This is a genomic window from Paenibacillus bovis, from assembly GCF_001421015.2.
GTDB lineage: Bacteria > Bacillota > Bacilli > Paenibacillales > Paenibacillaceae > Saccharibacillus > Saccharibacillus bovis.
Window position 1 is genome coordinate 4979975 of sequence record NZ_CP013023.1, and the last position, 14572, is coordinate 4994546.

At 47.8% G+C, this 14572-nt stretch carries 12 protein-coding genes; 1 reads left to right on the forward strand and 11 read right to left on the reverse strand.

The window, feature by feature from the left end:
• Positions 1–119 precede the first annotated feature (119 nt).
• The 5 genes from AR543_RS21345 to AR543_RS21365 form a co-directional block, all read right to left on the reverse strand.
• On the reverse strand, positions 120–3836 hold the full coding sequence (locus AR543_RS21345) for a response regulator (protein WP_060536332.1): 3717 nt from the start codon (positions 3834–3836) through the stop codon (positions 120–122).
• Positions 3836–5002, reverse strand: coding sequence for a SpoIIE family protein phosphatase (locus AR543_RS21350; protein ID WP_060536333.1), 1167 nt, complete (start codon positions 5000–5002; stop codon positions 3836–3838). The genes AR543_RS21345 and AR543_RS21350 overlap by 1 nt, the downstream gene beginning before the upstream one ends.
• A 239-nt stretch (positions 5003–5241) precedes the next feature.
• Complete coding sequence (locus AR543_RS21355; RefSeq protein ID WP_060536334.1) at positions 5242–5586, reverse strand: YflT domain-containing protein; 345 nt, start codon at positions 5584–5586, stop codon at positions 5242–5244.
• 86 nt (positions 5587–5672) lie between these two features.
• The gene (locus AR543_RS21360; protein WP_145953939.1) at positions 5673–6236 is read right to left on the reverse strand and encodes a hypothetical protein; all 564 of its coding nucleotides are present in this window, start codon (positions 6234–6236) and stop codon (positions 5673–5675) included.
• A gap of 102 nt (positions 6237–6338) precedes the next feature.
• The gene (locus AR543_RS21365) at positions 6339–6872 is read right to left on the reverse strand and encodes a DUF948 domain-containing protein (protein WP_064505703.1); all 534 of its coding nucleotides are present in this window, start codon (positions 6870–6872) and stop codon (positions 6339–6341) included.
• Positions 6873–7138: 266 nt separating this feature from the next.
• Between AR543_RS21365 and AR543_RS21370 the strand changes: the two genes are divergently transcribed.
• Positions 7139–7303 carry a DUF1328 domain-containing protein gene (locus tag AR543_RS21370; protein ID WP_082472303.1) on the forward strand — a complete coding sequence of 55 codons (165 nt, stop codon included), beginning with the start codon at positions 7139–7141 and terminating at the stop codon, positions 7301–7303.
• A 178-nt stretch (positions 7304–7481) separates the two neighbouring features.
• Here the strand turns inward: AR543_RS21370 and AR543_RS21375 are convergent, their stop codons facing one another.
• From AR543_RS21375 to AR543_RS21400, 6 genes are all read right to left on the reverse strand, one after another.
• A complete protein-coding gene (locus tag AR543_RS21375; RefSeq protein WP_060536337.1) occupies positions 7482–8090 on the reverse strand; it encodes a hypothetical protein in 609 nt (202 codons plus the stop codon).
• A gap of 124 nt (positions 8091–8214) precedes the next feature.
• On the reverse strand, positions 8215–9087 hold the full coding sequence (locus AR543_RS21380; RefSeq protein WP_060536338.1) for a cation diffusion facilitator family transporter: 873 nt from the start codon (positions 9085–9087) through the stop codon (positions 8215–8217).
• A gap of 406 nt (positions 9088–9493) precedes the next feature.
• Positions 9494–11119 (reverse strand): ABC-F family ATP-binding cassette domain-containing protein, encoded by a 1626-nt coding sequence (locus tag AR543_RS21385; protein ID WP_060536339.1) that lies wholly within the window; start codon positions 11117–11119, stop codon positions 9494–9496.
• Positions 11120–11344: 225 nt separating this feature from the next.
• Entirely contained in the window at positions 11345–12445 is a 1101-nt protein-coding gene (locus AR543_RS21390) for an MBL fold metallo-hydrolase (protein ID WP_060536340.1), read from the reverse strand.
• A gap of 258 nt (positions 12446–12703) precedes the next feature.
• Positions 12704–13501 carry an ABC transporter ATP-binding protein gene (locus tag AR543_RS21395; protein ID WP_060536341.1) on the reverse strand — a complete coding sequence of 266 codons (798 nt, stop codon included), beginning with the start codon at positions 13499–13501 and terminating at the stop codon, positions 12704–12706.
• A complete protein-coding gene (locus tag AR543_RS21400) occupies positions 13491–14558 on the reverse strand; it encodes a FecCD family ABC transporter permease (RefSeq protein WP_227871794.1) in 1068 nt (355 codons plus the stop codon). Before AR543_RS21400 ends, AR543_RS21395 begins: the two co-directional genes overlap by 11 nt.
• Positions 14559–14572: the final 14 nt, after the last annotated feature.

Sequence of the window (14572 nt, forward strand, 5' to 3'; positions counted from 1 at the left end):
GATCATTAGTCATTAATAAGGATCAACACGATCCATTTAAATCCGAATTGGCGGTGTGTTGGATACACAGATAAATCGCCAACGTTTAACATTATAAATCATTTACCCACTTTTGTGCTCTACGAATACAACCAAACACGCATTAATGATAAAAGTTGGTCCGTTTGTATCGGTTTTTTGACATAATCTGAGGCTCCGGCTTCTATACACTTGGAACGATCATCTTTCATCGCCTTGGCAGTAAGCGCAATAATCGGCAATTTATCGTACTCTGGCATCTGACGAATAATTCGCATCGCTTCGTATCCGTCCATCTCCGGCATCATCATATCCATCAGAATCAGATCAAATTCCTGTTGATTCAGAATATCGATCGCTTCGCGTCCATTCTCGGCAAATGTAACTTCCATCCGGTATCCTTCCAGCACACTGGACAGGGCGAATACATTACGGACATCGTCATCCACTAGCAGAATCCGCTTGCCTTCGAACAAGGTTTCCTTGTTATGCAGCTTCTGCAAAATACGACGTTTGTCTTCCGGCAGATCGGCTTCTACCCGGTGCAGGAAAAGAGTCGTCTCGTCCAGCAGACGTTCCGGTGATTTAACATCCTTGACGATAATGGATTCTGCATATTTGCGCAGCTGGGTCTCTTCCTTGGTATCCAGATCCTTGCCCGTATAAATAATGATAGGCAGATCTTTGAGCTGGTGATTGTCACGAATCCGGTCCAGCAGTTCAAAGCCGGTCATGTCGGTCAGCATCAGATCCAGTACCATACAATCATAACGCTTGCTATCCAGTTCTTCCAATGCTGCCTTGCCTGTCGAGACTGCGGTGATGGAGACATCATCATGACCAATCAATTCAATAATAGACTGGCGCTGAATCTCGTCATCCTCTACAATCAGCAGCTGCTTGAGCCCCTGCTCAGTATAGGATTCCAGATGGGAGAAGGCTTTTTCCAGCGCTTCCTTGCTGGATGGTTTTTTGAGATAGGCGATAGCTCCCATCATCAGTCCCTGCTTGACATCGTCCATAACAGAGATGACATGTACCGGGATGTGACGGGTGTGGGCATTGCTTTTTAGCTCGCTGAGAATCGCCCATCCATCGATAACCGGCAGCTGGATATCCAGGATGATAGCATCAGGCTTGTACGTCTTAGCCATATGCAGACCGGTATCCCCCTGCATCCCTACAAGAGCTTTGAATCCACGATCTCTGGCCATATCCATCAGGATTTTGGCAAAGTTGGGATCATCCTCGATAATCAGCAGCACTTTGTCATCCTTGCTAATCTGGTCACGATCATCGGCAAGCGGCTGCGGAATAACGGCCGATTCCGACTCTGTGACCGGCTTGCGATTGGTCGCACGTGCCGAGGAACGCTGCAGCACCTGGTCGGTGAAATCAGCTGACATATAGGCCGGACTGATCTGTTCTACACCCATGCCTGTTTTGGTTGTTGTATTGGTCTCTGCTCCATCGGACGCAGATGGAACCAGCTTGGGCAGATACAGGGTGAATGTACTTCCCTTGCCTTCTTCGGAGCCAACTGTAATGCCTCCGCCCAGCAGACGGGCCAGCTCGCGGCTGATAGACAAGCCCAGACCGGTACCGCCGTATTTGCGGCTGGTTGTGCCGTCTACCTGCTGGAAGGCTTCGAAGATCAGATCCAGCTTGTCCTGCGGAATACCGATACCACTGTCGATCACCTTGATCGCGATAAAGGCTTGCTCCCTGTTCAGGTAAGATGGCAATTCGCCCGGATCTGCCTGATCAATATTCATTTCGATATAGCCTTTTTCCGTAAACTTGAATGCATTGGACAGCATATTGCGCAGTACCTGCTTGACGCGATGCTCGTCGGTTACAATGGCTTCCGGCATCTGTTCGCCGATATTAATCAGCAGATCTATTCCTTTTTTTGCTGCTACCGGCGCAAAGTTCATATTTACAAAGGACTCCAGATTGGTCACCGGTACGGCTTCGCGGTTAATCTCCATCTTGCCGGCATCGACTTTGGAGAGGTCGAGGATTTCATCAATCATCTTGAGCAGATCCGCTCCGGACATATAGATGGTACTTGCGTATTCCATTTGCTTATCGGTCAGATTGCCATCCTTGTTCTCGGTTAACAGCTGGGAGAGAATCAGCAGACTGTTCAGCGGTGTACGCAGTTCATGAGACATATTCGCCAGGAACTCCGATTTGTATTTGCTGGTTACTGCGAGCTGCATCGCCTGTTGTTCCAGCTGATGCTTGCTCTGCTCGATCTCTTCGTTCTGTTCCTCCACGTGCTGAATCTGCTCCTGCAGTTCTCGCGTTTTGGCGATCAGTTCGTTATTGAAATGCTCCAGCTCTTCTTGCTGGCGCTGCAGCATATCTTCGGAGCGCTTGAGCTCCTCGGTCTGCTCTTCCAGACGTTCGTTGGAGCGGCGCAGTTCTTCCTGCTGCAGCTGCAGCTCTTCGGATTGACTTTGCAGTTCCTCGGTCAGTGCCTGGGATTCACGCAGCAACTCTTCGACATGCAGACGACGATTAATATTATTGATAATAATGCCAAGATCCTGGGTAAGTAAGTGAAGCAGCTGTCTCTGCAGCGATGCAAAATTACGCAGCGAAGCCAGCTCAATTACGCCCAGTAGCTCATCATTAAACATTATCGGATAAATAAGTACACTTTGCGGCTTGCCCGAGCCCAGTCCGGAATTGACCGGAATATATCCTTCGGGTACCTGATCCAGTACAATCGGCTTCTGATCGGCAGCACATTGCCCGGTCAGCCCTTCACCGATACGAATTTCTTTTTTGGAACATAATTCACCATCAGCAGCATAGGCTGCTTTGAGCATAATTTTATCGCTTGCTTCATTGGTACGCAGATATATCGCTCCAAAATGGGCACCCAGTGTCGGAGCAAATTCATTAATAAACGTCTGTGCACTCTGTTCCAGAGTATTGACACCCCGCAGCAATTCGGTAATGCGCGCGGTATTGGAATCAAGCCAGGACTGATCTTCCTGCGCCTGACGATACTGCTCTTCCATATGGCGCTTTTCCTGCAAATCTTCGGCCATCTGCTGGAACACTCTGGCTACATCGCCGATCTCATCCTTGGACTTGACCTTGATACGGCGGATTACGCCGAAACGTTCTTCCGAGAATCCTTTGATCATCAGGGAGACCGTTCCCAATCCTTTGCTGATGCTTGGTACGATCCACAGCATAACCAGCAGGCTCAGAACCACGCCAGCCAGCATGACATAGGTCGTAATGCGAATCGAATTTTGATACGCGGCATTGGCTTCTGCAATTTCCTTGTCGATAGCGTTATCCTGGTATTCCGCCAGATCGGAGATACTCTGATTCAGATTGGTCTGCGCATCCAGTCCTACCTGGGTACGATAATTGTTCGCAGCCGCAATCTGGTCACCGGCTACAAGCGAAGTTAGCTGGCGGGAATAATCTACGAAGATCTGCCAGTTGGAGATTACAGTCTCAATCTGCTTTTTCTCTTCCGGCGAATTGGCGGAACTACTCAGCAGTTTGAGATTATTTTCTCCACTGCTAATATTCTGCTCAATCGTTGCCCGGCTTTTCTCGATAGGCTGTGCAGAAGCGCTAAGCAGCATATTGGCTACTTCGCGAGCGACTACGTTCATTTCTGAGCGGACATCTGTCGAATAACGTACTTTGAGATAGCGCTCCTGGTATACTTTATCAAGCTGTTCATTCATATAATTCATCCGGTCATACGTAATAAAGCCCAGCGTCATCAATAATAAAATGATGACACTGAACCCCAGGACCAGCTTTGTTCTTAGCTTCATTAATTGTCCGCTCCTTCATTGAGTGAAATCCACACCAGGCACTTATCATCATCCCGATCTGCAGGTGCAGCAGCTTCAAAAAATACCGTTTCGATTTTTTCTTTATCCAGATGATGATTGGATTTCAGCTGATCAATCAGGAAACTGAGCTGCACTTCCTGATCTCCTTCTACCGCTTCAAGCAGACCATCCGTATACAGTACCAGATGTCCGTCTCCTTCATAATGGAAACTGCGGGGCTCCGCTTCAATCCGGTCAAACAGTCCTACCGGGAACGTACTGGTACTGAGCCGGGTCACTTCTCCATTATCATCAAAGAAAAGACCCGGGGGATGTCCGGCATTGACATAATCGATCCGTTTGTACTTGGTGTCGACTACCAGATAGATCGCTGTAAAGTAATATTGCACCAGCTGATTCTCGATATGCAGCTGATTAAAACGACGATTCAGCTCCTGAATTACTTTTTCCGGTTCCACATAGGTAGTGACTGTATCCTTGAGCACCGACGCGATAAACATGCAGAACAACGATGAGGATATACCATGTCCCATCATATCGAGCAGAATAACGCCATATCGTCCTTCGCCGAGCGGATACCAGGCATATAGATCACCTGCCAGCTCAAAAGAAGGCTTGTACAGTGCTTGAATCTGGAAAGAAGGATCATGGATCGGTGTACTGAGTACGGCATGCTGCACTAGACTGGCCAGCTTGAGTTCGTCCTGAATATGCTGATCTCTTTCCTTATGCCAGTCTTTCTCGTGCTTGAGACGAAGAGCAAGACGCATACGGGCCAGCAGCTCTACTTTGTTGATCGGCTTGGTTACATAATCCATTGCGCCAGCGTCCAATGCTTCCGCCAGCTTTTTGGAATCGCCTACTGCCGTTACCATAATAATAGGAATATCCTTGAGCAGCTCATGCTGCTGGATAATCCGACAGGCTTCGATGCCATCCATTTCAGGCATCATCATATCCAGCAGAATCAGATCAAAGGAATTGGCTTTGGCACGCGCTATCGCGTCAGGCTCGCCCAGACCGAGATGTTCGAACATTTCTTTGGCCGAAGCGGAAGTAACGATATTGGTATATTGTTCTCTTTTCAGAATCTCACGGATAATAATGACATTGGTCGGATTATCATCAACAATTAATATATTCATAACTTCTCCTCATTCCCTTATTTCATGAAGCGGATTCATATACCTTATTTTCATTATAAGCCAACAGTTATTTTTATCCAAAAAGGGGCTGTATCAAAAACTCGTCAAAAAACCTCCAACTCCACCATGGAAGTGGAATTGAAGGCATTTTCCTTACAAATCTAGGCCCTAGCGGGGACAACGGTTATATGATTTTGATACAACCTCTTTGTCTTTAGCTACATGCAGCCTTTTATAATTTAGGATTTATGATTGGCTATAATAAGGACTTTATCCTGATCCAGTTCCTGTTCGTAAAATTCTGCCTCCGCGTCGGTAAACCCGAACGAAGTGATTTTGGAACGCAGTTCATCACCACGTGAACGGAAAAGGTTGGCTAATGAGTCAAACATGCCTTCTTCCTTCAGTCCAATCTCCTGTGCGCCTGCTGTCTCGGCAATCTTGGCTGTCACGTCCTGCTGATGCGCCAGTACATAGATATCATCAAACCCATAACCTGTACTTTGCAGCTCCTTCACGACTTCTACAGCCTGTATGCCATTGGCTACAATCTTGGCGTATGGCTTGGCATTGGTCGGATTCATGTTACTCACCTGCTCCCACAAGATAGTCAATATAGCATTTACCCTCATCTAACATGTTTGAAACATCTTTTTTTGTAAACTACACTTTATTCAGATAAGGTATCGAAAATATCTGCGCTAACAATCTCGTCTGTGCCGGGTTTGGTAAAGACTTTGAAAGCGTAAAAGTCGTTATTGTAACCTTCCCCGTCTTCTGCTGTGAAATCCGGTTCTCCCAGCTCACTGGTGATCGCCTGCTTGTTCAAGCGAAGCGAATGACCGTCCAGTGTCAGTGATCCGGCATGAGCAGGCACACTTACATAATAAATGTGATTTCCCATCATGCCTACTTTCACATCGTCATATTCGTATTCCGTATAGCCGGCATCCGTCTTCACCTGACGGAGCGGTTCACCCTTTTTATCCAGCAGTTCTGCGCGGCTATCGCTGAGGGATACGCCGTTCAGGGTATGGTAGCTGAGTGTATCCGGAGTATCAGGTTCTTCATATACGGATTCGGTTGCAGACGCTATGGAAGCGGTATGGATACTGTTATCGGCCGGCATTGCGGCATACTCAGCAGATTGCACAGCTACGACTGGCTGTAACGGTGCATCAGATACCTGGGCAGAACCGTTGTAAGGGGACAATATTCCAGCAAGTAACATCATGTAAGTAAGCATCGTCTCACCCTTTCTATCGGTTTACACATGAAATCGTCGTGTCGCCATTGGTCGTGTCGAGATTATCAGCAGCAGATTAATTAGCTGATGTTACTTCGTTGGGATTTTGCGAAATTTCTGCCATACGTTTACTGCGGTGTCTACCCAGTTCAACCATGCGCCATTATTATGACCGTTTTTGTCATATGTAGCAGAGTAGGATTGCAGGGTACGATCTTCTGGTGTAGAAGCTGTTACCATAGAATGTGCATTGCTGGAATGCTCGGATTTGCCAGTGGCAAATTTCACGCGATCAAACAATGTACCGGATACTTCTTTGGTTTTCAGCGTCAGGTCTTTTACAGTCTCCGTGATTTCACTCAGCACCACGCCAAGGTTTTTAACGGATTCTACAACCGGATCAACCTGTTGCAACTTATGTTCGACATCTCCTGTAATATCATTGACATTGCGGATTGTCTGTTTCACTTCGTATGTCAGTTCTTCCATTGTCTTTTGTACATCTTTCAAGGTTGCGGATACATTATCCAGCGAATCCTTGGCGGATAACAGGGTCTTAACGAGGAATACAACGAGTACTGCGAATGCGATAGCAACGATCGCTACACTGATACTGATAACAATGTTCATAATTTACCCTCTCTTTCAACAATGAATGTTTTGGTTTCACATTTTTTCAGGATGTTATTCATAAACTACCCTTCTGTTTTGCGACCGAAACAGAAGCAGCTCCCGTTCACGTAAATATAACAGCTTCTGTTTCAACGCATAACGGCACGGTTAAGGTACATTTACTAATTAATAAGTAACTAATTCCATACGATCTGTATGACGTGATGACAGATCAAAAATCCAGCAACTTCATATTCCTAACAGAAAGGGTGATATTCATGTTGAAATGGTCTATTCTTTTCCTCATTATTGCTATTGTTGCAGGCGTATTCGGATTCTTTGGTATCGTCGAAGCAGCAGCAACCATTGCCAAGGTACTGTTCTTCCTGTTCCTGGTACTGTTCGTGATCAGTCTGTTTACAGGACGCAGACGAACCTATTAACCGTTCTCTCATCCTTTGAAGTATGGTGTACAGGGATGAGCACGGCTGCGGTTCAGATAATGTCTTATCGGCCAAAAGAGCCTTTCTCTCCGGGAGAAAGGCTCTTTTGGCTTTGTTTATGAATTATATAGATATATAGGCTGCGAAAAAGTAACCTGCTGTATCTCATGATGTATGTTTAACGCATCAGTAATCGGGGTAGCTTGAGTAAATCCAGGCGGAACCGGACCTTAATCTCATTTTCGCCAAACTCCATTTGCTTTACTTCTACAATAGCCGGAAAATACTTGGTCAGCGAGATATCTACAGGCTCCAGCAGTGCTCCTGCCCATTGTCCATGACGTACCGTAGTATGCTGATGGGTGAGGACCAGCTGGTTGTCCTGCAAGCGGGCATCAAAATCCAGCAGCGCTCCAAACGGAATGCCCAGATAATCTCCTGTCAGATCGGCCTGGACCATATTTCCTTTCCATGTAAAGTCGGCTCCCTGGATATGCAGTCCTGACGGATAATCTTCCTGATGATCCAGCAGCTCTTTGCGGGCAAGCTGATTGAATTCCTGCGGACTGAGCGTAATCTCCAATCGCTTCTGCTGGATCATGGTCTGTATTTTGGCGGTTGTATCCAGCTCTGTATAATCGAGGCCTGGATGACGCTGCGGCGCTACCATCCATGCCAGCCAAGCGACCCCGGCTGCCGCAATAACCAGCAGAATAACAAAAACAACCAGCACCCATTTCCAGCGAAAACGCCTGTGATGCCGTCCGGAACCTGATGATTCGTCCACAATATAACCCTCTTTTCCATTCGATCCTGTACGCTGGAGAGCTGAAGAACCAATGCCGAGTAAGCTTATTTCCTGTAATCATTTTTTCTTTTGATTATAAAAATAAAGACTTCTTACGATCTGCTCAGACTTCTCTCGGCTCTACATGTACATGCACATAATGAATATTATGCACTTCTGCCATCCTAGCTTCAACTTTATCGCTAATATGGTGACTTTCCGTAATTGTCAGCTCGGGAGAGACTTCGATAATGACATCGACCAGTGTCTGGCTGCCATTAATGCGGGCTTTGATATCCTTGATATTCTCTACTCCTTCAATAGAAGCAATCGTCTCACGCAGTCCCGGCAATTCTTGCTCGTCAAAACCGTCTGTCAGACGGTGCATCGAATCGCTCAGGATATCCCAGGCGGTTTTGCAGATCAGCAGGCCTACCACCAGCGCTGCAACAATATCCAGCCAGGGCATACCCAGCTGGGAACCGATAATGCCTATTGCAGCGCCCACACTGACCATTGCGTCAGACAGATTGTCTTTGGCAGCTGCCATCAGTGCCTGACTATTCGTACGCCGGGCTAAATTCAAATTATAACGATAGACGCCATACATAATCACTGCACAAATCATAGCTACACCGGCTAGCCAAGGCTCCGGCGCCTGCTCCTGTCCAGAGAATAACAGGCCCACACCATCTACCAGCACCTGAATACCTACCATAGCCATAATAAAAGAAGCAATCAGCGCTGCAACCGTCTCTGCCCGGAAATGTCCATACGCATGATCAGAATCCGGCGGTTTCCGCGAAATACGTAGTCCGATCAATACAGCGACAGATGCTACAATATCCGTCAGATTATTCATCCCGTCTGCACGCAGCGCACTCGACAGAAACAGATAACCAAGAATCAGCTTGAATGCAGACAGGATCAGATATGTGACAATACTAAGCCATGCTCCGCGCTCGCCTTCCTTGATATTCTGATATACATCCACCATGTTGTTGGTTCCTCCCTATGCAGACCGCTCCGTACAATAGCCCGCTTCCCATTTCATCTGTTCATCGTAACAAACGGTTTTATTGTGGGTCTAGAGAAACGTTGTAGGGAAAGGCAAACGTTGTAGCCTGAAGCAAACCTTGTAGCACCGGGCAAAGCAAGTAAGCCAGGTGAAACGTTGTGCATAAAGGTTAACATTTTTGCCCGGACGCAAAATTTGTTGGGGTCAGGTTGGATCTAGGGTGGAGTGAGTTGATTGATTAAGGTCTGCTTACAGCTATATGTATCATAAGCACAACTGTGAGCCAAGAATATTAACGTCTCCTCCTCAGCAGCCCTCACTATCAAAATACACAAAAAAGCGGCTCCCAAAGGAACCGCTTGGTTTTACTGAAAGTAATCCGGGATTACACTTGTACCGGATACATTTTTTCGCGCATTTCCTGGATTTCTTTGCTTTCCAGGTATTCGTCATAGCTCATCATACGATCGATAATGCCATTTGGCGTAATCTCGATGATGCGGTTGGCGATAGTCTGTACGAACTGATGGTCATGGGAAGTGAAGATGATAGTCCCGTCAAAATCAGTCAGACCATTATTCAGTGCTGTAATGGATTCGAGATCCAAGTGGTTGGTAGGCTCATCCAGCAGCAGAACGTTACCGCCCATCAACATCATGCGGGACAGCATGCAGCGAACTTTCTCGCCCCCGGACAGTACGCTTGCTTTTTTGAGTGCTTCGTCACCGGAGAACAGCATCCGGCCGAGGAAACCGCGCAGGAAAGATTCATCCGGATCTTTGGAATAACGACGCAGCCAGTCAACCAGCGTCTCGTCTACTCCATCAAAGTAAGCGGAGTTATCATTCGGGAAGTACGCCTGGGAAGTAGTTACGCCCCACTGGTACGTTCCTTCATCCGGCTCCACTTCGCCCATGAGGATCTGGAACAAAGCAGTTTTTACGTTACCGTTTGGTCCCACGAGAGCGATTTTATCGCCTTTGTTGACGGTCAGCGTCAGGTTGTTAATTACTTTTTCGCCGTCGATCGTTTTGCTCAGACCATCGATCAACAGCAGCTGTTTGCCTGCTTCGCGCTCGCCTTTGAAATTGATAAACGGATATTTACGGTTGGATGGACGAATATCATCCAGCGTAATTTTGTCCAGCATTTTCTTACGGGAAGTAGCCTGCTTGGACTTGGATTTATTGGCGCTAAAGCGCTGGATAAAGGCTTGCAGTTCTTTGACCTTGTCTTCTTTTTTCTTGTTCTGTTCACGGCTCAGTTGGAGTGCCAGCTGGCTGGACTCGTACCAGAAGTCATAGTTACCTACATACATCTGGATTTTGCCAAAGTCGATATCGGCGATATGCGTACATACCGTGTTCAGGAAGTGACGGTCGTGACTGACTACGATAACAGTGCCATCGTAGGAAGCCAGGAAGTTTTCCAGCCAGTGAATAGATTCGATGTCCAAATGGTTGGTAGGCTCATCCAGCAGCAGGATGTTCGGGTGACCGAACAGGGCCTGAGCGAGCAGGACGCGTACTTTCTCGTTACCGTTCAATTCCTTCATCATTTTATACTGCATTTCGTTGTCGATGCCCAGACCGTTCAGCATCTCGGCAGCTTCGGCTTCCGCTTCCCAGCCGTTCATTTCTGCAAATTCGGCTTCCAGTTCGCCGGCACGCATGCCGTCTTCATCACTGAAGTTTTCTTTTGCATAAAGAGCATCTTTTTCTTTCATAATATCGTACAGGCGTTTGTGACCCATAATTACGGTCTCCAGCACCTGGAACTCATCGTATTCGGATTGGTTCTGTTTGAGGATCGCCATACGCTCGCCCGGAGTGATATGCACTTCCCCTTCGTTCTGTTCTACTTCACCGGACAGAATTTTGAGGAATGTGGATTTACCGGCACCGTTCGCACCGATCAGACCGTAGCAGTTACCTGGCGTGAATTTAATATTTACATCTTCAAAAAGGGCGCGCTTACCGTAACGCAGCGTGACACCTGAAGTACTTATCATGTATACAACCCATCCTTATCATTAATAAAGTATTGTGTGATGAAACTTATCTTATTTCATGAAAAAAGGCAGTATTCATTTTCATGAAATTACTGTTGGCAATAGTATACCACACAAATTTGGGTAATCGAACTATTCCCACTATCTTTTCTTATTTAAAATTTGTGATCCAGCGAATCGGCAAAGACAGCCGGTTATCCTGCTAACCAGCTGTCAGATGGGAGATCAGATTACATTTTCTTCGTCTTCGCTGTCTGCTTCTTCATCGGCATTACCATGAACGATCAGCGTCTCGCCATAACCAAGTACACGGATACGCTCCGAATCGATTTTCAGGCGCTGGCGCTCGGCTTCCAGGCGATCAAGTGCCTCTTTGGCAGTATCATCAGCTAGCTTGAAAGTTCCGTAATGCATAGGGATCATCGTCTCGGCACCGACATCGCAAAAGGCGCGCAAAGCTTCCTCGGGCGTCGTATGCTGAGAACTGAGGAACCATTCAGGTTCGTATGCACCGATCGGCATCAGCGCCACATGAATCTTGTGACGGCGACCAATCTCGCTGAATCCGGGGAAATAACCACTATCACCGGCAAAATAAATCGTAGGCGGCAGCGGCTCATGAATGTATCCGTCTGCTTCGCTATCGCCGGTGACGGCTGGAACATCCGGCTTGGGCTCGGTTGGGTCCTGTTCGGTATTCCAGATATGATGGGGTTCCTGCGGCAGCACCGGATGATGCACCGGCTCCAGAACATAGCCACCCCAGTGTGACGTATTCGTATCCAGCAATGTACGGCGGCTCCAGTGCTGGGTCGGTACAAAAGTAATATTCACATCGCCTACTTTGAATGTCTCCCACCAGTGCATTTCATGACAGCGATGAAAGCCTTTGCGAACCATTTTGGCTTTCAGTCCTGCCGGAACAATAACAGTAGTAGAGCTGCGATACAGCTTGCGAATGGAATTGATATGCATGTGATCATAATGCGAATGGGAAATCAGAATAATATCGATCGGCGGCACATCTTCGATCGGAATTCCCGGTTGACCGATCCGACGCTGAAAAGCCAGCCGCTGTGCCCATACCGGATCGGTCACAATATTCAACCCTTCATATTGCAGGAAAAAGGTGGAATGCCCAATCCAGGTAATCGAAGCATCTTCCCGATTGGCATGCAAATAATCCATTTCCGGCTCTTTGTGAGGGACAACATAAGAACGATCCCTGGTTGCTTTTTTGCGGCGATCTTCGCGCCATTGCTTGAACTGTTTGAGTGTCTTGTCGATACTGACGTTGTCTATATTATCGTAACGAATCTTCGGCATAGGATTGTATTCCTCCCTGATAAGTCTTGACGATTGGATAGATCTGCGGGATTCTGCTGCATATTGGCAGATAGTCCCAACGTATAGCGTATATATTTCGGTCGTCTGTTTTACCTGCTGGTATTTGAAAGATTATTACCCGGTTTACATATCCACGTATCAACGTTGGATATAATATCCTATTCAAAAAAAGCCCTGTAATCCCGACGATCGGGTTACAGGGCTTTTTCGTCGAATAGACTCGGATCGATCAAGCTGCTATCCAGCTTCTATGGGTGTCTGCTGACGTACACTGACAGGAATCACATACAATCCCGCTTCTTCATCCTGCCGGACGGCTACATGCACATCATAGACAGAACGGATTAGCTCGGCGGTCACAATCTGTTTTGGCTCTCCGCTCATCACAATCCGGCCTTCTTTCATGGCTATCAGATGATGACTGTACCGAATCGCCTGATTGATATCATGCAGCACCATCACAATCGTCAGTCCATGCTCACGATTCAGCCGCTCAATCAGCTCCATAATCTCCAGCTGATAGTACATATCCAGATACGTCGTCGGCTCGTCGAGAAACAGTACCGGTGTACGCTGTGCCAGCGCCATAGCTATCCATACCCGCTGCTGTTCACCGCCAGACAACTGATCCAGTGTACGATAGCGCCGCTCTTCCAGATTAGTACACTTCAGCGCCCACTCTACCGCCTGATCATCTTCTTCCCGGCGGCTGGACAGCAGCGTCTTGTACGGCAAGCGGCCAAAACGAACCAATTGTTCCACGGTCAGATCAGCCGGTGCTTCATTTTGCTGATGTACTACAGCCAGCTTGCGTGCAAGTTCACGGGGACGGTACTGACGGATGTCTTGGCCATCCAGAATAATCTGTCCCTGCCGAGGGACTGCATTACTGGACATGACATTCAGCAGAGTCGACTTGCCGCAGCCATTGGGACCGATAATCGTCGTAATCCTGCCGGGCTGAATCTCCGCGTTCACCTGATGCAGACGATCGACTTTGCGATCATAGGAAAAGGTGATTTCTTTAATGTCCATGGATACGATCACTCCTTCGGATCAGGAAAATCAAGAAAGGGCCCCCGATAATAGCCATAATAATAGAAGCGGGAATTTCCTGCGGAGCGAGCAGCGTACGTCCCAGTGTATCGGCTACCAGCAGCAGCAGTCCTCCGGACAATGCACAAAATGGAATCAGCCAGCGATGATCCGAACCGACCAGCTGACGTGCAATATGCGGAATCAGCAGACCGATAAATACGATCACACCGGCAATCGCTGTCGCACTGGAAGCAAGTATAACTGCGATAACCGAGATTATCAGCCTCGCCCGTGTGACATGAAGACCCAGATTACGGGCAGTTTTCTCTTGCAAGGACAAATAATTGCACCAGGTGCCAACGAGCAGCGCCAGTATGAGTCCAATCCCGCCATACCAGAGTATCACCTCGACATCGACCCACTTTTTCATCGACAGGGTCGATGTGGTGACCTGGTTGATGCTGGTCACCGCATAGCTGCCGCGGTAATTGAACGATTGCCCGAGTCCTGAGAAAATCGCGTTCACGGCTACACCGATCAGGATGAGCCGTACCGGATTAAGTCCGGATTTCCAGGAGAACCCGTACACCATCGCCCACGCGAGCGCGCCGCCGAGAAAAGAAAAGGCTGGCATCCAGAAATAAAGTGCCGGAAATACAGTAACAGCTATCAGCGAAATAAGTGCAGCACCCGAAGAAATGCCGATCACCCCCGAATCCGCCAACGGATTCTTCATCACCGCCTGCAATAGCACACCGGCTACAGCGAGTGCTGCTCCTGCTATCAATGCCACGATAATGCGCGGCAAGCGTAGATCACGCACTACATTTACCTGTGCATCGGTGCCGGACCAGAGTCCCTGAATCAGCTGCACTGCGCCTACTTTGAGACTGCCGGTCATCGCCGAGAACAGCACCACGCCGATTAGCAGCAGACCGATAGCGACAAAGCTACACAACCGTCTATGGTGCTGGCGGGGATAATCTGCTACAGGATGCTGCCCGGCAACATCTGCTGCAGCAGACAATGACGGCTTGGGAATATTGGATATCATGACTTGCTCCTTTC

Bases quoted from the DNA above. Each gene is read 5' to 3' on its own strand.
- AR543_RS21345 (WP_060536332.1), bottom strand. From the start codon at position 3,836: ATGAAGCTAAGAACAAAGCTGGTCCTGGGGTTCAGTGTCATCATTTTA.
- AR543_RS21350 (WP_060536333.1), bottom strand. From the start codon at position 5,002: ATGAATATATTAATTGTTGATGATAATCCGACCAATGTCATTATTATC.
- AR543_RS21355 (WP_060536334.1), bottom strand. From the start codon at position 5,586: ATGAATCCGACCAATGCCAAGCCATACGCCAAGATTGTAGCCAATGGC.
- AR543_RS21360 (WP_145953939.1), bottom strand. From the start codon at position 6,236: ATGATGTTACTTGCTGGAATATTGTCCCCTTACAACGGTTCTGCCCAG.
- AR543_RS21370 (WP_082472303.1), top strand. From the start codon at position 7,139: ATGTTGAAATGGTCTATTCTTTTCCTCATTATTGCTATTGTTGCAGGC.
- AR543_RS21380 (WP_060536338.1), bottom strand. From the start codon at position 9,087: ATGGTGGATGTATATCAGAATATCAAGGAAGGCGAGCGCGGAGCATGG.
- AR543_RS21385 (WP_060536339.1), bottom strand. From the start codon at position 11,119: ATGATAAGTACTTCAGGTGTCACGCTGCGTTACGGTAAGCGCGCCCTT.
- AR543_RS21390 (WP_060536340.1), bottom strand. From the start codon at position 12,445: ATGCCGAAGATTCGTTACGATAATATAGACAACGTCAGTATCGACAAG.
- AR543_RS21395 (WP_060536341.1), bottom strand. From the start codon at position 13,501: ATGGACATTAAAGAAATCACCTTTTCCTATGATCGCAAAGTCGATCGT.
- AR543_RS21400 (WP_227871794.1), bottom strand. From the start codon at position 14,558: ATGATATCCAATATTCCCAAGCCGTCATTGTCTGCTGCAGCAGATGTT.